18 protein-coding genes and 1 pseudogene are annotated in these 24120 nt (G+C 65.3%); 8 read left to right on the top strand and 11 right to left on the bottom strand.

Annotated features, from left to right (window positions below):
• Window positions 1-160 precede the first annotated feature (160 nt).
• The 5 genes and pseudogenes from EH231_RS24190 (at window position 161) to EH231_RS24170 (ending at window position 6296) form a co-directional block, all read left to right on the top strand.
• Window positions 161-1903, top strand: coding sequence for an acyl-CoA dehydrogenase family protein (locus EH231_RS24190; RefSeq protein WP_170856216.1), 1743 nt, complete (start codon window positions 161-163; stop codon window positions 1901-1903).
• A 162-nt stretch (window positions 1904-2065) separates the two neighbouring features.
• A complete protein-coding gene (locus EH231_RS24185) occupies window positions 2066-3619 on the top strand; it encodes a succinic semialdehyde dehydrogenase (RefSeq protein ID WP_090424733.1) in 1554 nt (517 codons plus the stop codon).
• A 34-nt stretch (window positions 3620-3653) separates the two neighbouring features.
• Window positions 3654-4110, top strand: a pseudogene (locus tag EH231_RS24180) (DoxX family protein).
• Entirely contained in the window at window positions 4100-5845 is a 1746-nt protein-coding gene (locus EH231_RS24175; RefSeq protein ID WP_090424734.1) for a GMC family oxidoreductase, read from the top strand. The pseudogene EH231_RS24180 and the gene EH231_RS24175 overlap by 11 nt, the downstream one beginning before the upstream one ends.
• 43 nt (window positions 5846-5888) lie before the next feature.
• Window positions 5889-6296: a hypothetical protein gene (locus tag EH231_RS24170; RefSeq protein WP_090424735.1), complete on the top strand. Its 408-nt coding sequence runs from the start codon at window positions 5889-5891 to the stop codon at window positions 6294-6296.
• 627 nt (window positions 6297-6923) lie between these two features.
• Here EH231_RS24170 and EH231_RS34420 read toward each other — a convergent pair.
• The 10 genes from EH231_RS34420 to EH231_RS24115 all read right to left on the bottom strand — a co-directional run bounded on the left by EH231_RS34420 (window position 6924) and on the right by EH231_RS24115 (window position 17664).
• On the bottom strand, window positions 6924-7430 hold the full coding sequence (locus EH231_RS34420; protein ID WP_241177796.1) for a peptidoglycan recognition protein family protein: 507 nt from the start codon (window positions 7428-7430) through the stop codon (window positions 6924-6926).
• Between the two features lie 378 nt (window positions 7431-7808).
• Entirely contained in the window at window positions 7809-8705 is an 897-nt protein-coding gene (locus EH231_RS24155; RefSeq protein ID WP_090424737.1) for an aminoglycoside phosphotransferase family protein, read from the bottom strand.
• Window positions 8706-8902: 197 nt separating this feature from the next.
• Window positions 8903-10249, bottom strand: a complete 1347-nt coding sequence (locus EH231_RS24150) for an NAD-dependent succinate-semialdehyde dehydrogenase (protein WP_124713476.1) — start codon at window positions 10247-10249, stop codon at window positions 8903-8905.
• Window positions 10250-10271: 22 nt separating this feature from the next.
• A complete protein-coding gene (locus EH231_RS24145) occupies window positions 10272-11228 on the bottom strand; it encodes a PDR/VanB family oxidoreductase (RefSeq protein WP_090424739.1) in 957 nt (318 codons plus the stop codon).
• Window positions 11228-12058, bottom strand: coding sequence for a gamma-glutamyl-gamma-aminobutyrate hydrolase family protein (locus EH231_RS24140; protein ID WP_234927026.1), 831 nt, complete (start codon window positions 12056-12058; stop codon window positions 11228-11230). Before EH231_RS24140 ends, EH231_RS24145 begins: the two co-directional genes overlap by 1 nt.
• On the bottom strand, window positions 12055-12771 hold the full coding sequence (locus EH231_RS24135) for a gamma-glutamyl-gamma-aminobutyrate hydrolase family protein (RefSeq protein WP_090424740.1): 717 nt from the start codon (window positions 12769-12771) through the stop codon (window positions 12055-12057). Before EH231_RS24135 ends, EH231_RS24140 begins: the two co-directional genes overlap by 4 nt.
• A gap of 1 nt (window position 12772) precedes the next feature.
• Window positions 12773-13474, bottom strand: a complete 702-nt coding sequence (locus EH231_RS24130) for a substrate-binding periplasmic protein (RefSeq protein WP_090424741.1) — start codon at window positions 13472-13474, stop codon at window positions 12773-12775.
• A complete protein-coding gene (locus EH231_RS24125; protein WP_090424742.1) occupies window positions 13471-14856 on the bottom strand; it encodes a glutamine synthetase family protein in 1386 nt (461 codons plus the stop codon). The genes EH231_RS24130 and EH231_RS24125 overlap by 4 nt, the downstream gene beginning before the upstream one ends.
• 49 nt (window positions 14857-14905) lie before the next feature.
• Entirely contained in the window at window positions 14906-16117 is a 1212-nt protein-coding gene (locus EH231_RS24120) for a cytochrome P450 (RefSeq protein ID WP_090424743.1), read from the bottom strand.
• 38 nt (window positions 16118-16155) lie between these two features.
• On the bottom strand, window positions 16156-17664 hold the full coding sequence (locus EH231_RS24115) for an APC family permease (RefSeq protein ID WP_090424744.1): 1509 nt from the start codon (window positions 17662-17664) through the stop codon (window positions 16156-16158).
• A 141-nt stretch (window positions 17665-17805) separates the two neighbouring features.
• On the opposite strand from EH231_RS24115, the gene EH231_RS24110 reads away from it, so the two are divergent.
• Complete coding sequence (locus tag EH231_RS24110) at window positions 17806-18558, top strand: FadR/GntR family transcriptional regulator (protein WP_205868559.1); 753 nt, start codon at window positions 17806-17808, stop codon at window positions 18556-18558.
• Window positions 18559-18634: 76 nt separating this feature from the next.
• The gene (locus tag EH231_RS24105; RefSeq protein ID WP_090424745.1) at window positions 18635-19390 is read left to right on the top strand and encodes a cache domain-containing protein; all 756 of its coding nucleotides are present in this window, start codon (window positions 18635-18637) and stop codon (window positions 19388-19390) included.
• Between the two features lie 26 nt (window positions 19391-19416).
• Here EH231_RS24105 and EH231_RS24100 read toward each other — a convergent pair whose 3' ends face one another.
• A complete protein-coding gene (locus EH231_RS24100) occupies window positions 19417-22557 on the bottom strand; it encodes an NAD-glutamate dehydrogenase domain-containing protein (RefSeq protein WP_164481001.1) in 3141 nt (1046 codons plus the stop codon).
• Between the two features lie 182 nt (window positions 22558-22739).
• Between EH231_RS24100 and gabT the strand changes: the two genes are divergently transcribed.
• Complete coding sequence (gene gabT / locus EH231_RS24095; RefSeq protein WP_090424912.1) at window positions 22740-24092, top strand: 4-aminobutyrate--2-oxoglutarate transaminase; 1353 nt, start codon at window positions 22740-22742, stop codon at window positions 24090-24092.
• Window positions 24093-24120 lie beyond the last annotated feature (28 nt).

Genomic DNA, 24120 nt, shown 5'->3' with positions numbered 1-24120 from the left:
CGTACACGCCATTCGATAGACCGAAATTCCGACGAATCGACTCGCGACTACTCGCGCCGCGCCCTGGCCCGGTTGATCACCGGCTACCCATGCCCGACCAACCGTGACGCAAGGGCATGTCGGCACGGTCCAGGACTCGACCGAAGAGGACACATTGATGATGCACGCATCCGATGGGTTGTTGCTCCATCCGGTGAAGTATGACCCGGAGCATTTCGATCCGCAGACGCGGCGGCTGCTGCGCGCGACGATCGACTGGTTCGAACACCGCGGCAAGCAGCGGCTGATCCAGGACTATCACGGCAAGGTGTTTCACGCCGATTTTCTGGAGTTCGTCGCGAAGGAGGGCTTGTTCGCGACGTTTCTGACCCCTGCGCGCGACGGCGCGGGCGATCCAGACAAGCGATGGGATACCGCGCGGGTGGCGGCGCTCTCCGAGATCCTGGGCTTCTACGGGTTCAACTATTGGTATCCGTGGCAGGTCACCGTGCTTGGGTTGGGCCCGGTGTGGCAGAGCGGCAATGACGCGGCCCGTGCCCGGGCAGCGCGCGCCCTTGCCGATGGCGGAGTCGCAGCGTTCGGTCTCTCGGAGAAGGAACACGGCGCCGACATCTACTCCACCGACATGGTCTTGACCTCCGACGGCGCCGGGGGGTTCCGCGCGAACGGGTCGAAGTACTACATCGGCAACGGCAACTGCGCCAGCACCGTGTCGGTGTTCGGGCGCCTCGCCGGCATCGAGGGTCCCGATCAGTACGTGTTCTTCTACGCTGACTCCGGGCACCCGAAGTTCCACGTGGTCAAGAACATCGTCCCGTCGCAGATATTCGTCGCCGAGATCACCCTGCAGGATTATCCAGTCGCCGCGCAGCACATCCTGCACACCGGCCAGGACGCGTTTGACGCGGCGTTGAACACGGTCAACGTTGGCAAGTTCAACCTGTGCTTCGGCGGGATCGGCGCGGCGACTCACGCCCTGTACGAGACGATCACCCACGCGCACAACCGGATTCTGTACGGGCACCCGGTCACCGATTTCCCGCACGTGCGCCGCGAATTTGTCGATGCGTACGCCCGGCTCATCGGGATGCGGCTGTTCGCCGACCGCGCGGTGGACTACTTCCGCTGCGCGAACCCCGACGACCGCCGGTATCTGTTGTTCAACCCAATCACCAAGATGAAGGTGACGACCGAGGCGCAGAAGGTGGTCGGGCTGTTGTCGGATGTCGTGGCCGCCAAGGGTTTCGAGGACGACCAGTATCTGCTGCTCGCAAAGAGGGACATCGACGGGCTGCCCAAACTCGAGGGTACCGTCGCGGTGAACCTGGCGCTGATCGCTAAGTTCATGCCCGCCTACCTGTTCGACCCTCAGCACTACCCGCCGGTGCCCACCCGGCTCGATGCCGCAGACGACGAATTCCTGTTTCGCCAGGGCCCCGCGCGGGGGCTGGCGAAGGTCCGGTTCCACGACTGGCGCGCTGTGTACGCCGCCTCGGCGGCCATCGCCAACGTGGCCCGCTTCACCGCCCAGGCCGAGCATCTGGTCACCCTATTGAGCGAGGCCCCCCCGGATGCCGCTCAGCAGGGTGATCTTGACTTCGGGCTCGCCCTTACCGAAATGTTCACCCTGGTCGTGTACGGGCAGCTGATCCTGGAACAAGCAGAGATCGTCGGTCTCGACATCGACCTGGTCGACCAGATCTTCGACATACTGGTCCGCGACTTCAACGCTGCGGCAGTCGGATTGCACGACAAACCCTCCACCACCGAGGCCCAACAACAGATCACCCTGGCAGCGATCGGCAGGCCTGTAGTCGAAGGGGAGCGGTTCGACCGTATCTGGCAGCGTGTCGCCGCCTTGTCCGGCGCCTACGAAATGAACCCAAAACCCCACCATGGTTGAGGATACTGATCGCGGATCGCCCCGAACTGGGCCGATGTCGGTGACAGGCATCCGGGGCAGTGACCAGATCCGTGCGAACAAATTCGGTCCTGGGCGGCACACCCTCATCACATCCCTAGCCACTCGGCAGACACGAAACTCAACAACCTTTTAGGGGAACAAATGCCTGCTCCGTCCGCCGCAACGTTCAAGCGGCTCGCCGACTTGGTCGCCGTCCCCGACGCGGCCACTCGTCCGACACGCCCAGTGCTTGAAGCGTTCACCGGCAAGCAATTGGCCACCGTGCCGGTCGGCACCGCACAGGACGCCAAGGACGCGATCACCCGCGCCCGGACTGCCCAGAACGGCTGGGGCGACCGGCCGGTTGTGGAACGGTCTGCCATATTCAACCGCTACCACGACCTGGTGCTGCAGAACCGCGACTCCCTGATGGACATGGCGCAGGCCGAGACCGGCAAATCACGCGCCGCCGCCCAGGAAGAGATCCTCGACATCGCCATGACCGCTCGGTACTACGCGCGCGTCGCGCCAAAGCTGTTGCGGCCGCAGCGCGTAGCCGGGATGCTGCCGGGCCTGACCAAGACGGTGGTGCGGTATCAGCCCAAGGGCGTCGTTGGGGTGATCTCGCCGTGGAACTACCCGATGACGCTGGCGGTGTCGGACGCTATCGCGGCCCTACTTGCCGGCAACGCTGTGGTGCTCAAACCCGATAGCCAGACCCCGTATTGCGCTTTGGCGTGCGTCGAGCTGCTCTACCAGGCCGGCCTCGCTCGGGATCTGTTCGCCGTGGTCCCCGGGCCTGGTTCTGTGGTGGGCGCCGCCCTGGTGGAGAGCAGCGACTTTGTGATGTTCACCGGGTCCACGGCCACGGGTCGGCTGCTCGCCGAGCAGGCCGGCGCCCGTCTCATCGGCTTCTCGGCCGAGCTGGGTGGCAAGAACCCGATGATCGTGATGGCCGGGGCCGATCTGCAGGAGGTGGCCGACGCCGCCGTGCGCGGCTGCTACTCGAACTCTGGCCAGCTGTGCGTCTCCATCGAACGCATCTACGTCGAGCAGTCGATCGCACCTGAGTTCACCCGAATCTTCGGGGAACGGGTCACCAACATGACGCTGGGTGCGGGCTACGAGTTCGGCATCGAGATGGGTAGCCTCATTTCCGAGGAGCAGCTCAAAGCCGTGGCCAGACACGTCGATGACGCTGTCGCCAAGGGGGCCACCGTGATTGCCGGCGGCAAGGCCCGCCCCGATCTCGGCCCATTGTTCTACGAGCCAACCGTGCTCACCGGCGTTCCCGCCGAAGCCGAGTGCTACCGTGACGAGACCTTCGGACCGCTCGTCTCGATTTACCCGGTCGCAGGCGTCGACGAGGCTGTCGAGCAGGCCAACGACACCGAGTATGGGTTGAACGCCAGCGTGTGGGCGGCCACCAAGAGCCAGGGTGAGGCGATCGCTGCCCGGATCCGCGCCGGCACCGTCAACGTCGACGAAGGCTACGGCCCCGCTTGGGGAAGCACCGGCGCGCCGATGGGCGGCATGGGAATTTCGGGGGTCGGGCGTCGCCACGGCCCTGAGGGCCTGACCAAATACACCGAACCGCAGACCATCGCCACCACCCGCATCCTGAACCTCGGCGGCCCGCGCGGCGTGCCGCCGAAGCTGTGGGCGAAGATCCTGCCGCCCGTCGTCAAAGCCCTGCAATGGATTCCAGGCCGCTGATACCTCGGCGCCAAATACCCGGTACGGAGAACTGATGACATCCGATGAAGTGACCGAACCCCCCACCACGGCGATGCGCACAGTCGCCCGTCTGGCCCTGTCAGGCGTGCTCGTCCTTGCCGGACTGGGCCACCTCTTCTGGGCCCGCGAGGACTTCCAGGCGCAAGTGCCCAGATCGATACCCCTGGATCCTGACGCCGTCGTGATGGCCTCCGGCGGGGTGGAGCTCATGCTCGGTGCGGGCCTGGCGGTCCTCACCCACGATCGGGTGGAAGATCGGACGGATCATCGCCGCGTTCTTCATCGCAGTGTTCCCGGGAAACATCGCCCAGTACCGCAACAAGCGGAACGCATTCGTCCTCAACACCGACCGTCGTCGGTTCATCCGCCTGCTGTTTCAGCCCGCCCTCAGTGCCTGGGCACTCTGGTCAACCGCCATTCCGACGGCACGACGGTCGACCAATCGTTGCGGGGGCTGCCATGACGCCTGACTATGACGTGCTCATTATCGGTTCGGGATTCGGGGGCAGCGTGAGCGCCCTGCGGCTCACCGAGAAGGGTTATCGGGTTGGAGTTTTGGAGGCAGGTCGGCGGTATTTAGACGTTGACTTCGCCAAAAACTCCTGGGATTTGCGAAAGTTCTTGTGGGCGGCCAAGTTCGGCATGTACGGCATCCAGCGCATCCACCTGTTGCGTAACGTGATGATCCTGGCCGGTGCGGGCGTTGGCGGCGGTTCCCTGAACTACGCCAACACGCTATACATTCCGCCGGACCCGTTCTTCAACGATCCGCAGTGGAAGGACATCACCGACTGGCGTGGCGAGCTGATGCCGCACTACGAACAGGCGCAACGAATGCTCGGCGTGGTGAAGAACCCGACCTTCACCGATGCGGACCGCATCGTCAAAGAGGTCGCCGACGACATGGGCTGCGGGGATACATTCGTCGCAACGCCGGTCGGCGTGTTTTTCGGGCCCGACGGTGACAAGGCGCCGGGCAAGACCGTCCCGGACCCCTACTTCGGCGGGGCAGGCCCGGCGCGCACCGGCTGCATCGAATGCGGCCAGTGCATGACCGGCTGCCGGCACGGCGCCAAGAACACTCTCGTCAAGAACTACCTTGGCCTCGCGGAAAAGGCTGGGGTGCAAGTACATTCGATGACCACGGTGACCAGCTTTCAGCAGCGGTGTGACGGGCTGTGGGAGGTGTCGACCCATCGGACCAACGGCCGGGTGAGGCGGGGCAAGCGCACCTTCACCGCCAAGTACCTCATCGTCGCGGCGGGTACGTACAACACTCAGCGACTGTTGTTCAAGGTTCGTGACACCGGCAAGCTGACGAAGCTGTCCGATCGTCTGGGCGTGCTGACCCGGACCAACTCCGAGTCGATCGTCGGTGCGCAGACCAAGACGGTGCCCACCGACATGGATCTCACACATGGCGTAGCCATCACCTCGTCGATTCACCCGACGCCGGACACCCACATCGAACCCGTGCGGTACGGCAAGGGCTCCAACGCGATGGGCCTGCTGCAGACGCTGATGACCGACGGCGCCGGCCCAGGGGGCACCGACGCGCCGCGGTGGAAGCAGTTTCTGAGCCAAGGCCGTGCCCGGCCGGCTGAGCTGCTCAATATGCTGATCCCGAGACGGTGGAGCGAGCGAACCCTGATCGCCCTGGTGATGCAGCACCTGGACAACTCGATCACCACGTTCACCAAGCGCGGGCCGGGGGGCATCCGGATCATGTCCTCGAAGCAGGGGCACGGCGGGCCCAACCCGACATGGATTCCGGTCGGCAACGAGGCGACGCGGCAGATGGCGCAGAAGGTCGGCGGCATTGCCGTCGGCAGCTGGGGCGAGCTGTTCAACATCCCGCTGACCGCGCACTTCCTCGGTGGTGCGGCGATCGGTGACAGTGCCGAGACCGGCGTGATCGATCCCTATCACCGCGTGTACAACTACCCGACTCTCTACGTCGTGGACGGTGCGGCGATTTCTGCGAATCTCGGGGTAAATCCGGCACTTTCGATCGCCGCGCAGGCCGAACGGGCGGCGTCACTATGGCCCAATAAGGGGCAGGACGACGTGCGGCCAGCCCAGGGGCAGCCCTACAAACAGCTCGCACCGATTCAGCCGGAGAGCCCCACCGTGCCCGCCGGCGCGCCGGGTGTGTTGGGTTTGCGACTCCTTGCCTCTGGGCCCAATCTACGGGTTGTGAAATAGCGATGCATTCAGACCTGGTGTGGTGTGACGATAGTGGGGACTGATGGAAGAACTGACGGAGATAGCTGGTTTGCCGGCCTTCTACGATTGGTCTGGTACAGCGGTGATGCTTCAAGACATTGCGCACGGGACTTCGTTCGAGGAATTGGTGGGACTGGACCAGACGCGCTGGGCTGTCGTTGCGGTGGATCTGCACGCCTGCTCCGGACCAGGAGGACGCTCCGGGTTGGCGGTGTACGCCGTCGATTTGCGTGAATGGGACGTCAAACAGCCTGAGCGGCGCCGCAGTGCACCGGCCCAGGACACCAGTCAAGAGGCCCTCTGCGTCACCAAGATTCTTCGGACGGATCTGGGCATAACCGATGTCTTGTCGCAAATGAAGACAGCCCACGTCCGATTTCGGTCCACCCTTGTTCGCGACGCCCGACTGTTCGTATGGCCATCCGTGTGAGCGGATGCATCAACGAAATATGTGTGCGTGACCTCCTTGCCGCTTATGAATCGAGACGAGTCGGTGTGTGGGACCGACCTATATGCAGCCGGCGACCGTGCCCAGATGTTGCGCGGTGTATGCGGTGATGCGGCACGCGGGCAATATTGGTCGCCAAGATGGCGTGCCTGAGCTGCACGGTGGGTGCTGGCCCGATAATCGAAGGCGACGAACGTGCTCGGTGTCCATTTCTGCACCAAGCGGTGTGGTTTCCTACGTCCCAACTAGATTTCTCAGAACCCTCGGGTGAGCCTGAGCGCCCGACTCCAGTTGGTCTCGCGCCTTGCGCGCTCGTGATTGGACCTCTTGAGGTCTGGATAGAAGTGTCACCGTGGGCGGCGTGTGAATAGCTGCGTCACGATTGTGCGCTGCATAGCTCCGGTGACAGCGCGCCGTAATCGATCCCGCGCCACGACGGGGCCCGCGTCCGATAGTCGGGGCCGCCAGAGGGCTGGCCGAATCGAGACTTCGACGCCGAGGAACTGCAACAGTGCCTCCACCTTATCGTCGAGTCCATGGCCGATCTTGGTCACCTCATCGATGCCTAGACTTCCGAAGGAAGTGCTGGGCATCTCGACACCAGCTGTGTCACCCACCTGCTTCGATGCCCGCGACTTTGGTGGCAGCCTCTTCTCCGCAGAGCCGTTGCAGGTCGACGGGCCCGGCGGCGACGAGGGCATCGATACGTGTGTGCAGGTCACCCGAGCTGAGATGGGCGTAGAGGTTGGCGCCGGGGCAGGAGGTGTCGGCGAAGTCCCGGTGCCCGCCGAGAGTCCCGCTGGCCAGATGAAATTGTTGGGCTGCCCAGGCGAATGCTGTTGCCGCACCCGTGAGTTGGGCGTCGGTGACGGGTTCTTGGTCGAAGTCGCCCTCGCATAGGACGAGGAAGTGCCCGGCGGGGTCGTAGTTGGTCGCGGTGTCGCCGGCGAGTTCGGGGGTGCGTAGTTCGTAGATGTTGCCGTTGCGATCGACGCCGACGTGGTAGGCGATGTCGATCCACCCATGGTCATGCTGGTGGTAGCGCTGGTGCTGCCGTAGCCGGCTGGGGGCAAGTCGATTCTCGCCGAGAACAACAGCGCTGTGGTGCAACGTCATTCGCGTGATGGTGTGCGGACGTCCGCCGGGTCGGGCCGGTGCCGCACCCCACGCCTGTCGGCAGATCTGGACCATTGGCTGCCCACTGGCCATCGTCGTGGCCGGGGCCGGCTCCTGCGGCAGCGCAGTGACGGCGGCCGGTTGAGGGAGTGGAGCCGGCGTGGCGTTCGTTGACGGGGCGGTGGGCGCCGAAGTTGAATCGGTGTTATCGGCGCAAGCACCGAGCGTCGCGGCCAACCCGAGGCTGCCACTGATCTGCAGCAGCCGCCGACGAGTCAGGGCGTCACTCTGCGCCCCTGGTCCACGGCTTGGCTGCGGGTCCATCGTGGTCACGATACGTAGCTGCCCGTCCTGGCGCGGGCCCTTCGAACGAGCGCGTCAATCGACCGTCAGAACACGATCAAGTGCTGCGCGGCCTATCGGACCCCAGTTCGGCTTGCCGCCGGGGAGGCCCCGAGCTCCGTTCTGTCCCATGAGCATGAGGAAGAGACTCTTCATGGCGGCCAGCCCGCGGGCGCGTCGTCTCGCTGCCTCATCTGCTTGCGCGTACCTGTCAAAGAACCGTGAGGCGGTGCCCGCGGGTAGCAGCACCCACGCGGCAGCGAGATCCCACGCGGGATCGCCGGCGTACATGTCACCGAAGTCGACGACGCCCGCAAGCGTCCCATTCGAGACGATGGCGTTCGCGGGATGGAGGTCGCCGTGCACCCACACCGGCGGGCCCTCCCACGCTGGGGCCGCAACGGCGTCACTCCAGACGGTCCGGACATCGGCAGCGATGTCGTCGGGGACAACGGCCTGGAAGAAGTGTTCGAAGCCGGCGGTGCAGTCCCTCGGATGGGTTCCGCGGTCTACCGCGATCGGCGCCTCAGCGGGCGCGTCCACATGGAGCGCCCGGAGAAAGCCCGCCAGCGTGTCGGCTGCATGGACGCCGCGGCTGATCGTGCCGTGGTCCAGCGGCTCGCCGGGAACCCATGTCATCACCGTCCAGTGCTTAGGGAAGCGCTCGGAGGGTTCTCCGAACCGCACCGGAGTCGGTACGGGTAGCGGCAGGCGAGGGGCCAACACCGGTAACCAGCGGCGCTCCTTGAGCTGGAGTTCCGGGGTTCGGTCCATGTGCTGCATGCGTACGGCCAATTCGTCCCCGAGACGCCACATTTGGTTGCCCCAGCCGCCCGCCACCTCGCGGATGGTCAGCCCTGCGAGGTCTGGATGTTGCTCCTGCAGCAGGTCGCGGACAAGATCTGCGGTGATCTCGATCTCGCTGTCGGTCACGGGAATTCAGTGTACTGAGGCGGGACGAAGCGGGCCTATGTGATCGATTGCTCGATTACATGAGCGGCCCGTCACGACGCTGCTGCCATGACAGCGACCGCCGGCGCGGTGACCCAGCTACTGATCGACGGCGGGCTGGAGCCCGGCGGTGGCGCATTCCCGACCATCAACCCAAGCCGGGAGTGACATACCGCGCCTCACGTGACCGTTCGGATCAGCTTCTTGTTGACGAATTCGCCGATGCCGAGCGTGCCGAGCTCGCGGCCGAAGCCGGAACGCTTGATGCCGCCGAAGGGCAGCTCCACACCGTCGGCCTGGACTCCGTTGATGAAGACCATGCCGGCATCAATCTTCGCCGCGACCCGCGCGGCTTGCTCCGCGTCGGTGGTGAAGACGTAGGAGCCCAGACCGAACGGGGTGTCATTCGCCAGCTCCAGCGCCTCGTCTTCCGACGCGGCCTTGAAGACCATCGCGATGGGACCGAACAGTTCTTGGTAGTAGACGTCGTTGTCGGGTTTCACGTTCGTCAGCACGCCGGTCGGGAAGTACGCGCCGTTGCGCCCCCCGGCGCTGGTCAGCGTCGCGCCCTGTTCGACGGCGCTGTCGACCTGCTCCTGCAACCGGTCGGCGGCCAGGATCGAGGACAGCGGCGTGATGTCCTCGGCGGCGGAGAGCACGGCGGCGGTGAACTTCTCCAGGAACGTGTCGTAGAGTTCGTCGGCCACGATGAACCGCTTCGCCGCGTTGCACGCCTGCCCGGTGTTGTCGAGGCGAGCCGCCGCGGCCTTGGCGACAGTGTCATCGAGATCGTCCGTGGACAACAGGATGAACGGGTCGGAACCACCCAGTTCGAGGACGACCTTCTTCAGGTTGCGCCCGGCGATTTCGGCGACGGCCGCGCCGGCCCGCTCGGAACCGGTCAGCGAAACCCCGGCCACCCGTGGGTGTTCGATGAGCCTGGCCACCTGCTCGTTGGTGGCGTAGATGTTGACGTACGCCCCGGCTGGGAAGCCGGCGTCGTCGAAGATCTGCTGGATAGCGGCGGCCGATTCCGGACACTGCGGGGCGTGTTTGAGCAGGATTGTATTGCCGACACACAGGTTGGGCCCGGCGAACCTGGCCACCTGGTAGGCCGGGAAGTTCCACGGCATGATCCCGAGAAGGACGCCATAGGGACTGCTCTTGATCAGCGCTTCGCCAGTGCCGTCGAGCAATTCGATCGGCTGGTCGCTCAGTAGCACCTCGGCATTGTCGGCGTAGTACTCGTAGATCGAGGCACTGAACTTGACTTCGCCGATCGCGGCGGCGAGCGGTTTGCCCATCTCACGCACGATGATCGCGCCGAGTTCGTCTGCGCGCTCGGCATGCAGCCGGCCGACGCGACGGACGAGGGCCGCGCGCTCGGCTACGGTCGTCTCGCGTGCCCACGTCTTGTTTGCTGTCACTGCATACGACAAGGCATTGCCGATCGCGGCGTCGGTGGCGGTCGGGTACTTTTTGACGATGTCGCCGGTGGCCGGGTCGGTCACGAGATACAGGCTCATTGGAGTTCTCCAGTCTGTGTGGTCAGTAGAGTTCGATGACGAGTTTTTCGCTGAGAGAGCGGGATACGCACAGCGCCATTTCCTCGTTGTTGGCCTTGACGGTTGCCGACAGGCAGTTGTCGCGGTGATCCGGAATGCCCTCGACGACACCGGAGACGCAGGATCCGCAGATGCCCTCCCCGCACGATCTGAACACGTCGCACCCGGCTTCCTCGAGTACGTCGAGAATCGAGCGGTCGGCCGGGATCTCGAAAACTTCACCGGTACTCAGTTCGACCGTGAACGCCCGGTCGCCGGAAGTATCGACTTCCTTCGGCGTGAACGCCTCCAGGTGGATGCGGTCCGCGCCGATCGCGGGGCTGAACGCGGCAACCACCTGGTCCATGAAACCCTCAGGGCCGCAGGTGTATACGTGTGTATCAGCCGAAGTGTCCGATGCCATTCGCTGGAACAGCGCGGGTTGCTCGGTGCGCGGCACGCCGATATGCAAAGTGACGAAGTCTCGGTATTCGACTCGTTCGGTGAGGAAGTCGTCGAACGCCATCTCCTCTCGTGACCGCGCGAAGTAGTGCAGCTCGAAGTCGGCGCCCCAGCTGTACAGCTCGAACGCCATGCTCATCAACGGGGTGAGGCCGATACCGCCGGCGATCAGGATGTGCTTGGTCGCTTCTGGGGCGATGCCGAGCATGTTGCGTGGCTTGCTGATCTTGAGGTGGTCGCCGACCTTGAGTTCGTGCATGGCGGCTGAGCCACCTTTCGACCCTTCTTTTTTCACCGCGACCCACATCGACGAATCGTCTTTCGGTGATCCGGCCAGTGAGTACTGGCGAAGCACACCGGTGGGGCCGGTCACGTCGATGTGGGCGCCGGAACGCCACTCGCTGAAGGGGGACCCGTCGAGCTGCTCCAGGCGCAAACCTCGGATATCCGGTGTCTCGACCTGGATCTCGGCGATACGGACCACGATGCTGTTTTCCATCATTGGGCTCCCGGTCCAGGCTGGTCGGCTGGCGCTGAAGATCGCATGGCCGATGGCCGATGGCCGGCGGCGATGAAGCCGGCGAGCAGCTGGTACAGCGGTTCCAGCGGCCCGTCGTCATCTTCGGGGTGGAACTGCACACCCAGCACCCAGTCCGTCGGGTGCTCAACGGCTTCGACGATGCCGTCGAGGGCCCGGGCGGCGACGGCGAGCTCATCTGCCACGTCGTCGACGGCCTGGTGGTGGCCGGACCGGACGACGAGGGGTCCGGCACCGAGAATGACGGCCAGCCGGGTCTCGGGTAGTACTTCGACCTTCTCGTCGATGAAAAGGTGTTCGCCCGGCCCGCCGCGGTGGAGCTGGTAGTCGGTGATGTCACCGATGATCGTGCCGCCGTAGCAGACGTTGATCAGTTGTGAGCCGCGGCAGATTCCCAGCACCGGCCGGCCAGCGTCGACATAGCCCCGGATCAACTTCAGGCTGACTCGGTCCGCTTCCGCGTCGACCCCGTAGGAGTTCGGCACCGCTCCGTCCGGTCCGCCATAGCAGGCTGCGGCGATGTCGCCGCCGCCGAGCACCAGCAGACCGTCGGCGTCGACGACCACGTCGACGGATCCGGGTTCGGAGGTGTCCACCAGCTCGAAGCTGGCATCGAGCTCCGCCAGTGCCGTCAGGGCGGTGCGGGTGAAGCGCCGGTGCAGTGCCGCCACCGGCTCGGTGAGATCGGGGAAGTTGAGGGACAGCAGCACGGCGATGTGCGGCCGTCCTGGCTCCCGGGTGCGCGTGCCGGACGGTTCGACCTCGTCGCGCAGGACGACGGGGTTGTTCATACCAAAGCCTCCATCCTGGATTTTGCGGCTCGTTCGGAGAGGTCGGCGAAGAGTGCGGCATCGCTGGAGGAAGACGCGTGGAGATCCTCGGGATGCCATTGCACGGCAAGCAGATTCCCGCCGGTGTGTTCGAGAGCTTCCACACACCCGTCGTCTGCGGTGGCGGCGACCCGCAGGTTAGCACCGATGACACCGACCGCCTGATGGTGATACGACGACACCGGGACCCGAGTGGACCCCACTACCTGGATCAGCCGACTGCCCTCGGCCACCGTCACGTCGTGTACGGCGTTGCCGTGTCCGACGCTGCTCGGCGGGAGGTGCTGGACCAGATCGCCGCCCTGCACCACGTTGAGGATCTGCATTCCGCGGCAGATCGCCAGGGTCGGGATGCCGAGGCTCAATGCGCAAGACATGACCGCCATGTCGAACGCATCCTGGTGCGCGACCGGGTCTTCGGTCTCGGCGACGGGCGCCTGGCCGTAGTGACGCGGGTCCATGTCTGCCCCTCCGGGCATGCAGATGCCGTCGAACCGGGCCAGCCGGTCGGCCAGCTCGGCGGCCGGATTGCCGCCGGGACCGTGCAGTACAACCGGCTCACCGCCACCGGCCCACACGGCCTCGCAGATGGCCTCTGCGGCCAGCGTCGCGCTGAAGCGCAGGATCGGCACGCGGGCGGCGCGCCGGCCCGGCACCGCGATCAGTGGTCGCATGTCAGCTCACCTCGAAGGGGTAGTCCAGCGTCGGCAGCCATTGCGCCCACACGGACTTCAGCCGCCCGTCGGCGATGATCCTCGACAGTGCACCATCAAGGGCCGCAAGGGTTTCGGGTCGGTCCTTGGCGACGGCGATGCCCCATGGGTTGTTCGTCTTGACGACGAACGCAAGCTCGAAGTCCGGGTCGGCGTCGCCGAGCGGGACGAACACGACGTCGTCGTCACAGACGGCGTCGACCTCGCCCGAGCGCAGTGCGGCGAGCATGTCCTCGTAGACGTGCTCCGACTCGAACTCGACTACCTCGGCACCGGTGAACGACGACGCCAGGTTGTAGTTCGCCGAGGCGCGGATCGCGGCGATCCTCTTGCCCGCCAGACCCGATGGGTCGGGAACCGCCTCGCCACGGCGCATCAGGATGCCTTCGTGGAAGATCCCGTACGGCCGGGTGAAATCGGCCTGCTCCAGGCGGGCGGGGATGATGCCCTGGCCGCACAGGACGCCGTCCACCTGATGGTCGCGGGCGGCGGGCAGCATGTCGCCCCATGCCATGATGACCCATTCGAGTTCCCGGTCCAGTTCGGCCGCAAGGAGTTCGGCGACGGCCGGCTCGTATCCGGCCCGGCCGCCGGGGGACGACGCGAGCCCGAACAGCGGTGGTGCGTCGGCGTCGATGCAGGCGAGTCGCAGCGGCTCGGTCACGGGGTGTCCTCCCAGTACATCGTGCGCTCCCAGTCGGTGATCGAGCTGTTGAAGCGCGCCCACTCGTCGGTCTTGTACTCCAGCAACAGGTTCCCCAGCGGAGCGCCCAGCGCATTGATCAGGTAGTCGTCGGCCTTGAACGCGGCCAGCGCATCGCCGAGGGTGAGCGGCAGTTCTCCGAACAATTCGGGTTCCGTGGACTCATAGCTCGAGCCGACAGTGGGTGCGCCGGGACTGATCTGGTTCTTCAGGCCGTCGTCGATGGAGGCCAGCATCGCCGCGTGGGTCAGGTACGGGTTGCATGCGGCATCGGGAAGCTTGTACTCGAGCCGGCCGTTGGCCGACAGGCGCACCGTGCAGGTCTTGTTGTCGAGCCCCCAGTTGATCTTCGACGGGGCGAACTGACCCGAGTCCCAGTATCGCTTGTAGGAGTTGACCGTTGACCCCATGATCAGCATCGCGCCCGGGGTATGGGTGAGCAGCCCGCCGAGGGCGTACTGCCCCTCCTCGGTGAGGTGCAGGTCGTGGCGACCTTCGTCGGCCAGGATGTTGACGTCGCCGCGCCAGAGGCTGAAGTTGTGGTGGCAGCCGTTACCCATGTAACCCTGACCGGGTTTGGGCATGAAGCTCGCCTCAATGCCGAGCTCCCGGGCGACCTGCTTGCAGATCTGCCGGTAGGTCATCAGCCGGTCGGCCGTTGCGTCGCTGTGGTCGTACATCCAGTTGAGCTCGACCTGGCCGGCGTCCTCGAAGTCACCTTCGACCATCTGGAAGCCCATGAACTTCGCGTAGGCGATCACCTTCTGATAGATCGCGCGATACCGCTCCAGGTGCTCGATGTGATAGGCGGGGCTTGAGTCCGGCCGCGACGACGTGGTGAAACCTGGTCCTTCCCAGGTCATCTCGGGCTCGGTCCCAGTGCGCAGCTCCAGCCCGGTGCGATCGGTGAAGGCGGCATGCAGTCGCTTCATCAGGCCGCGGGTGTCGGTCGGTAGGGGAGCGCCGGGATCGACCATCACGTGGTCGGGCTCGTAAAGGCTGCAGAAGACGCGTGCGGTCTTGTGGTCCCAGGGCAGCACCGAGAAGGTATCGAGGTCGGGCACGGCGCAGTACTCGGGTGCCCCGACGCCACCCCCGAGCAGCACGCCTTCGCGGGTGGTCTGCAGGTTGGCGATGGCGGTGCGGTGCTGCATGACCCCGCGCGTCGCCAGCCGGGCGAATTGGTCTGCGGGAATGACCTTTCCGACCACTCTCGCGGTGATCGTGACGGCCTGGAAGTAGACGAACTCCACGCCGTATTCCTCGATCGCCGCGAGCGCGGCGTCGAGGGCTCCGGGTGCGGAATTGGCGTCACGGTGTTGGTCGAGCGCTGTTGTGCTCATGGACGCGGACCTTTCGGGATGAGTGTGGTTGGTGGGATGGATGGCCCGCTCAGGCCGGGGTGAAGCTGATCGGGAGCTTGTTCGCGCCGGTGTTGCCTGAGTCGGGCATCCAGTCGGCACCGTCGAGCATCTTCGGGTCGCGGAGCCGGCGGGCCAGCAGCGGCAGCGCCTCGGCCATGTCGGCCCGGGCGACGAAGTGCCCCAGGCAATGGTGCGCCCCGCCACCGAACCCGAAGTGCGGCTTGCGTTCCGCGGCGATGTCGAAGCTGGGCGGCCCGAACACCCGTGGATCGGTACCGGATGACTCGCTGAACAGGTGGACGGTGGTTCCGGCGCTGATCGCCAGTCCTTGGTATTCGAAGTCCTCGGTTGCCTCGCGGGTGACCCAGCGGACCGTGGGGTTGGTCCGCATCACCTCCTCGACGGCCTTGCCGCCCAGAGCGGGGTTCTGCGCGAGCAGATCCCACTGAGCTGGGTTGTCGATGAAGCTCTGCATCGCCAGGCCCAGTTGGTTACGGGTGGTGTCGTAACCGCCGAAGATCATCAGGACGAAGGCATCGCGCAGTTCGTCGGCGGACAGCCCACCATCGTTCTTCGCCTGCACCAGCGTCGTCGTGAAATCATCGCGCGGGTTGGCCTCGCGGTCGGCGATCACGGCGTCGGCGTACTCGAAAAGCGTGGCCAGGGCGGCCTCGATCCGCGGCAGCTCCTGATTGAACGTGATGCCCATCGCCAGTCCGATGGTGGCGGACTCGCGGGCGATGACCTGCCATTCCGACTCGGGCAGCCCGAGCATGATGGCGATGACGCGAGCGGCGTACGGGTCGGCGAACTCGCCGATAAACTCACACTCACCCTTGTCGGCGAAGGCGTCGATGAGTTCGCCTGCCAGTGCCTGAAATCGAGGTACCAGGCCCTTGATCAACCGCTTGGAGAACGCCGGGTTGAGCAGGGTACGCAGCCGCCGGTGCTCTTGGCCTTCTTTGTTCAGGATCCAGCTGTTCCACCAGTCGAGGAACGGGCCGTCTGTCACCCCGTTGTGGGCCGGCCAGTGCACACTGCCCTGACGCAGGCTCGGATGGTGCATGAGCTCGCTGACCTCGTCGTAACGCAGGACGGCGATCCCGTACTCGGTATGGGCGAACCAGCTGACTTCCCGGGCCTCGTGGACCAGGGCCGAGGTGATCGAGAACGAGGGATCGGTCACGTTCAGGCGCGGGGCCTCGGTGTCAGTGTTGGCGGTGATGGTGTTCGGAGTCATGGTGACTCTCCTTTGGAGATCGTAATCTGGCTGGTCGGCTAAACAGGCTGCGCCACAACGGGTTTATCCGGTGAGCTAGCCGGCCCAGGGATCGCGTCGGCGTGTGGCGTGGTGCCGTTGGAATGGGAGCGGACGATGGCCATGTAGAGCAGACCCAGCCCGATGACGATGCCTGACATCAGCAGCACGATGTAGTTGTCGTACCAGGGCGCTTCGGGCGTCCGGGGCCAACAGATGTTGATGATGGCTGCCACTCCGTAGACCAGGGCGCCAACGTTGACCAGCATTCCCCATCGGCCGAGGCGGTACTTCCCACTCGGGTTCCATCCTTTGATGCGTGCCCGCAAGGCGGCGAACACGACCATCTGGAAAGCGATGTAGATGCCGACCGAGCCGAAGCTGATGAGCTTGGTCAGCGCGTCGGTGGAGACGATCGATCCGATGATGAGGGCAGCGGGGACGACCGCCGCGGCGAGCAACGCATATGGGGGCACGTGGCGTTTCTTGTCGAATCGGGCCCACAGCTTGGAGCCGACGATCATGCCGTCACGGCCGTACGAGTAGAGCAGTCGGCTGGCCGCGGCCTGCAGGCTCAGAGCGCAGGACACGAACGAAATCAGCACGATGCAGAGCACGATCTTGGATCCGACCGGGCCGAAGGCCGTGGCCAGCACGGTCGAGATCGGATCGACGTCCTCGCCGCGGATCACGGCGCCGATGTCCACGACCGACAGAACCAGGCTGAGGCAGACGAAAGTGGCTGCGGCGCCGCCGATGTAGATCGTCCGTCGCATCGACTTCGGGATCTGCACTCCGGGGTTGCGGACCTCCTCGGCGACGTCACCGCAGGCCTCGAATCCGTAGTACTGGAAGACGCCGATCAGGCTGGCCGCGAGAAACGCGTAGAGGAAGCTGTGCTCGCCCTGTGCTCCGAAGCTGTCGAACAGCACGCCCAACCCGTGGTGGCGTTGCGTGAGCAACAGCCACCCGCCGACGATCAGCGCGCCGATCAGCTCGGCGGTGAAGCCGAAGATCGCGAAATAGCTCAGCATCTTGGTGCCGGTGAGATTGATGACGGTGGCCAGCACCAGCACGATCAGTGCGCATACGACGGTGGTGTAAACCGTTGAGGTGAAACCGAAGACGGTCGCCACGAACGGTCCTGCGCCGTAGGCCACGCCGGCGATGGTGGCCAGCAGCGCGAAGATGTACACCCAACCGGTCATCCATGCCCATTTGCGGCCCCACAGTCGGCGGGCCCACGGGTACACGCCGCCGGCGACGGGGAATTGGGCGACGATCTCGCTGAACACCAGCGCGACCAGCAGCTGGCCGACGCCGGCGATCAACAGACTCCAGATCATCGGCGGGCCGGCCGCGGCGAGCGCGAATGCGAAGACGGTGTAGATGCCGACGACCGGCGAGAGATAGGTGAAGCCGAGCGAGAAGTTGGCCCAAAGGCTCATGTCTCGCTTGAACTCGGACTGGAAGCCGAGCGCGGCGAGTTGCGCGTGGTCCTCGTCGTGCGGGTCGGGAGATGTCGACATAGGCGGCCGGCTTTCTGTGTCAGGGGCCATGTTCAGGGGCGGGCTGTGAGGCAAGCCATAGAATTAAAACATAAAGGACCATAGTTCATAGTTCAAGCCTTATCGCGTACTATCGTCGAAATTGCCCTGGCAGGAGGAACAGTGGCGGTCGAACAGTTGCGCGGCCTGACCGCGGTGGGGGCTGTGTTGTCGCCGCTGGCGGGCAGCGGCCCACGCACGGATGCCGTGGTGGCGCGGATCTCTGCCGCGATCGGCCTCGGGGTGATCTCCGACGGGGAGCAGCTTCCGAGCGAGATCGATCTGGCCACCCAACTGGGCGTATCGACCATGACTTTGCGGGAAGCGCTGGCCATCTTGCGCGAGCAGGGGCTGGTGGTGACGAAGAGAGGGCGCGGCGGCGGAAGCTTCGTGCGTGCCTCAGCTGAAGACGTGCACACTCGATCGTTGGCACTGCTGCAGGAGCTGACCGTCGAGGGGTTGCGTGATCTCGGGGACGAGCACTTCGCGGTCGCCGGTGCCACCGCGGTTCTCGCGACCCGCCGTGCCGTCGCAGCCGACGTCGCTCGCCTTCGGGCGTTGGCGGATCGTCTTGCTGTCAGCGAGGACGCGATCGCCAGCCGCCGCGCGGACAGCCGATTCCAGATCGAGATCGCGGTGTGCTCGCAATCCGCTCGCCTCACCCGCGCAGAGGTGAACATTCAGGCTGAACTGGCGGCGATGGTCTGGTTGCCGCGGCTGGGGTTGGACCCCGCGGTTGAGGCGGCCACGCATCACCGTCTCGTCGACGCGATCGAGGCCGGGGATGAGGCGGCCGCGCGATCATTGGCAGAGGAGTACGGCGCGCTGACCATCCGGCGGCTCATCGGCCTGCGGATGGAGCTCGCCAGAGCATGAGTCCGCAGATCGATCCGGCATCCTGCCGGGCGCCGGTGCCGAGGCTGACGCCGATACAGACGGAAGGGCATTCGAGATGATGGCGAACGGAACGGACGGGTCGTTTCGCGCCGAGAACGGCGATGCGGCGCTCGAGTTGGTGTCCGCGGCGGTGACCTCACTCGTCGAGGACATCTTCGCCTCGCTGAGCACGGTCGCAGTCGCAACCCGCGCACTGTGGGACCGCATCGAAGACTCGGGTGCCAGGCCGACCTCGACTGACCTCGCGGCGCTCCGCGACCCGGTGATCGCTGAATTGCGTCGGCAAGCACATTTGGTGAACGGGGTCGGATTCGTCGTCGCAGACGGCGCGTTGGCCGACGTCCCTCGGTACCTCGAGTGGTGGCAGCCAAATCCCAAAACCGGTGGAGAGGCACAACGACTCGAACTGGATCTCAATCCGGGCAGCGAGTACTTCTACGACTACTCCACGATGGAGTGGTATTCCGGGCCCCGCGACCGTGACACCCGGTGGGTGTACGGGCCGTACCTGGACTACACCGGCGTCGATCTGTACGTGTGTACGTTCGCCGTCCCGGTGACCTCCGAGCGTGGGAAATTCATCGGCGTGGCAGGGGCCGATGTGCCGGTGGCCCGACTGGACGCCGCACTGTTGCCGACGTTCGCCGCGCATCGCACGCCGCTGGCGCTCACCAACTCGGAGGGCCGGGTGATCGTCGCCAACGACGCCGAGCACGTCGCTGGATCCAAGCTGGAGAACCCGAGTTCTGCCACGGCGCTGCCGGTTTCAGCGACACCATGGTCGTTGGTGTCGCTGAGCGGCACTTTGTGAGTGGCCGGCTGACCGGTTGCGCCGGCTCAGCGGACCAGGCAGTCGGTGTGGCGAAGGAGTAGCGCGAGTTCGGCTAGGACACTGGCCCCGCGGGCAACGTCGATGACGCTGTCGCGGCCCAGTTCGGCCCGCATCTGGTCGAATCGCGCCAGCGCCGTCGCCGCGCCGTTCCGCCACGCACGCAGGGCTTCCTCGGGGTCGGCGGCCAGACTCAGCACCGCGGCCGTCAGCTGATGATGGGTGTCGGCGAACTGGTCGCGGATAGCGCTGGTACCCATGGCGTCCCACCAGGTCGACGTGGTGTGCGCCCGCAGTCCGCGTTCGATCCAGTCCAGGTCGAGTTGGTCATCGATCGCGAGGAACACGCCGGCCACCACGGTGATATCGACACCCATTCTGGTGGCGGTTCGGCTGAGGTCCAATGAGTCCGGGCGCAGCCGCGGCCAACGGTCGCCGAAGTCATGGCGGTGGTGGTGCAGGGTGTCGACGTGTCGCCGGTAGGCCGCGATGGTGGTGCCGATGTCGAGGTTGCCGCTGTGTCGGCGCAACAAGCGCCCCGCGGTGTGCTCGATGAAGTGCTGTACCGAGTGAAGCGCCACCCTGCGCTGTGCCGGGCCGCCTGCGGTCTGCTCCAGCGCCGCGCGCCACATCTCATCGATCCCGAAGAGGTGCCGCACCACGGTGTAGGCCGCTGCGACCGTAGGGGTAGGTACACCCAGGCGTTCGTCGAGTTGATAGATCAAGCCGGGACCGACGTGGTTGATCAGGTCGTCGGCGATCTGAGTCGCGATGATCTCCCGGGCAAGCCGATGGCAAGCGATATCGGCATCGAGGTGGATGCGGAACGGCGTGGGGAAGTAATCGCGCAACGCGGTGGAGAAGATCGGATCGTCGGGTACCTCGGAGGCCAGCAGCTCGTCGCGCACGACGTTCTTGGAATGCGCCAGCAGCACCGCGATCTCCGGACGCGTCAATCCGCTGCCGGCACGGGTGCGGGAGACGAGTTCGGCCCTGCTGGGCAGCATTTCGGCGGCGCGGCTGATACCGGATACCTGCTCGAGGTTCTCGATCAGTCGTTCGTGGCGATTGAGCAGCCGAGAGGCTTGGGCTTCGGCCAGACCGATGGCCAGCACCTGGTTCTCACAGCCGCGCAGCACCGCGGTGGCGACCTCCTCCTGGCAGTCGGCCAGCATTTCGTCGCGTCCGGCAGCGCTGACGCGGTCCGCGCGTAGGGCCGATTGGAGGGCGATCTTGAGGTTGACTTCTCGGTCGGAGGAGGCCACGCCCGCGGCGTTGTCGATGAAGTCGGCGTTGACGCGCCCGCCGGCCAAGGCATAGTCGATCCGGGCACGTTGTGTCAGTCCGAGGTTCCCGCCCTCGCCGATCACAGTCACCCGTAGCTGGTCGGCGTTGACGCGGATGGCATCGTTGGCTGGATCTGCTGCGTCGGTGTCGTTTTCGCGCGCGGACTTCACGTAGGTGCCGATGCCGCCGTTCCACAGTAGATCCGCATCCGCGGTGAGGATGGCCCGGATGACGTCGTTGGGGGTAACCGTGTCAGCGGTGATCCCGAGCGCCTTGCGGGCCATCAAGGGCAAGTCGATTCGTTTGAGGTTGCGCGACCAGACCCCACCACCTGGGGACAGGGCAGTGCGGTCGTAGTCGTCCCAGCTGCTGGTCGCCATTGTGGCGAGCCGGGTTCGCTCGGCATAGCCCGCCCGTGGGTCGGGATCCGGGTCGATGAAGATGTGGCGGTGATCGAAGGCCGCCACCAGTTTGAGGTTGGACGACAACAGCATTCCGTTGCCGAAGACGTCGCCCGACATGTCGCCGATACCCACCACGGTGATGAGATCGGCGTCGGCGTCGCGGCCGAGGTCGGCGAAGTGCGCACGCACCGATACCCATGCTCCGCGGGCGGTGATACCCATCTTCTTGTGGTCGTATCCCGCCGAACCACCAGACGCGAAGGCGTCCGCCAACCAGAATCCGCGGTTTACCGCCAACTCGTTGGCGACATCAGAGAATCGGGCAGTGCCTTTGTCGGCGGCCACCACCAGGTAGGTGTCGACTCCACCGTAGGTGACCGTATGTTCGGGCGGGCAGACACGATCGTCGAGCAGGTTGTCGGTGAGGTCGAGAAGGCCGGCGACGAAGATGCGGTAGCACTGTTCCACGCTGACTCTCGGGTTCTTGCGCACGAACGCGCCTTTGGCGCCGACCGGAACGATCGGTGAGTTCTTGACGGTCTGCGTCTTCATCAGCCCCAGGACCTCGGTGCGGTAGTCCTCAGGGCGGTCAGAGAACCGAAGCCCGCCGCGCGCGACCGGACCACTTCGGGCGTGGATCCCCTCGACGTCGTCACTGTCGACGAAGATCTCTCGGAACGGCACGATTGGCCCGCGCGGATGGAGCTTCGAGGAGTCGATCAGAAACGAGGCGTGACGTTTGGGGCGACCGTCGGGATCGCACTGAAACCAGTTGGTGCGCAAAGTTGCCGACACGAAGGAGGCGAACGCCCGCAGGATCCGGTCCTCGTCGACCGACGTGGTCGCCTCGATGAGGCTCTCCACCCGGCTCTGTAGGTCGGCGACCCGTGATTCCCGATCACACAGTTGGGGGTCGAAACGTGCCGCGAACAGTTCGACCAGGGTGGCAACAAAGTCGGAGTGGTCCGTCAAGGTGTCGAGGACGTAGCTGTCCGACATGGCCAACCCCGATTGGCGCACGAACCGGCTGACCGATCGCACCAGAACAACCTCGCGCCACGTGACGCCTGCCGAAATGACCAGGCGCGCATAGTCATCGATCAGGAAACCATGGGCGCTGCGCGCGGCGAACGCATCGGCCAGCTTCTTCTCGCTACCGGCACGCCAATCGTCCGGGGCGACGAAATCGAAGACTGACACGGTCAACGGATGACCGGGCGTTGTGACTGGATGCTGGTCCGCCACCTGAAGGCCGAAGTGCTCGAACAGGGCACAGGCCTCCGTGAGCAACGGCACCGGGTCCGCCCAGGCCACGACAGCGCGAGGTGTCCGTGCCGCGCCAGAGTCGATGAAGATCATCTGTTCGCGCGGCGGCAGGTCCGACGACTGCATCCGGTCGAGTGCATCGGCGATCGTGTCGGGGTCAAGCCGCCCGGCGGTGTGGGCGTCACAGGTCATCACAGTGTCTCTCCATACGTGCTGCTGTTCGAGGCCCACAGTGTCGAGGACTTCACCGACGATCGGGAATCTCCAATATGGACAATAGGAAGGAAAAAGTTGTCCAACTCGGCCATCGGTGGATGCGCGGGGTGGTTCATAGGCTGGCGCCCACATCGACGGAAGGAACGAGCAAGATGACGATGCTCGACACAGTGGTCGGCGGTCCGGAACTGCGTCAGGAACGCCGACTGGTTACTGAGGTGCCTGGGCCCCGCTCTCGCGAATTGGCTGCCCGCCGCGCCGGCGCCCTGCCCGCGGGATTGTCCAGCGGCGCGCCGATCTACGCTGCCGGCGCCGGCGGCGGCGTGATCGTCGATGTCGATGGCAACTCGTTCATCGACATGGGTAGTGGCATCGCGGTCACCACCGTGGGCAACGCTGCGCCCGCGGTCGTCGCGCGCGCAACCGATCAGCTGGCCCGCTACACCCACACCTGTTTCCTGGCCACCCCGTACGAGCCGTACATCGAGGTGGCCGAAAAGCTCAACCAGCTCGCCCCCGGAACGCACGACAAGCGCACCGCACTGTTCAACACCGGCAGCGAAGCCGTCGAGAACGCCGTGAAGTACGCCCGCGCCGCCACCAAGCGGCCCGCGGTCGTGGTGTTCGACCACGCCTTCCACGGCCGTTCGCTGCTGACGATGACCATGACCGCCAAGAACCAGCCTTACAAGCACAGTTTCGGGCCGTTCGCTCCCGAGGTGTATCGCGCGCCGATGGCCTACCCGTACCGCTGGCCGTCCGGTCCGGAGAATTGCGCCGCCGAAGCGTTCGGCCAGTTCGCCCAACTCATCGACGCCCAGATCGGCGCCGACGCGGTGGCCTGCGTCGTGGTCGAACCCATCCAGGGCGAAGGCGGATTCATCGTTCCCGCCGAAGGATTCCTGCCCGCGGTAGCCGAATTTTGCCGCGACCGCGGCATCCTGCTGATCGCCGACGAGGTGCAGGCCGGAATCGCCCGCACCGGAACGTGGTTCGCGAGTGAGCACGACGGTTTGGTGCCTGACATGGTCGTCACCGCCAAGGGGCTGGCCGGTGGCATGCCGCTGGCCGCGGTCACCGGTCGCGCCGACGTCATGGACGCCGCGCATCCCGGCGGCATCGGAGGCACTTACAGCGGCAATCCGGTGGCCTGCGCGGCCGCCCTGGGCGTCTTCGACGAGATCGAGCAGCATCGATTGCTCGACCGCGCGCAAGCCATCGGAGACATTCTGGTGCGCGAATTGCGCGGGATCGCCAGCGCGACAGACATTCTCGGTGATATCCGCGGCCGCGGCGCGATGATCGCCGCTGAACTCGTCGTCGCCGGTACTCGCACCCCCAACCGTGAGGCCGTGGCCGCCGTCAGCCGCCACTGCCTGGACAACGGCGTGCTCACGCTGACCGCCGGAACCTTCGGCAATGTGCTGCGCTTCCTGCCGCCGCTGTCGATCTCGGATGACCTACTCGTCGAAGCATTGAGCGTCGTACGCGATGCCTTTGCCGCGCTCTAATTCACCTCACCGAATCTCGCCTAGGAGT

The organism is Mycolicibacterium nivoides, from assembly GCF_003855255.1.
GTDB lineage: Bacteria > Actinomycetota > Actinomycetes > Mycobacteriales > Mycobacteriaceae > Mycobacterium > Mycobacterium nivoides.
Note: the sequence above shows the minus strand (reverse complement) of the source record. Positions and strands in the feature narration are given on the sequence as shown.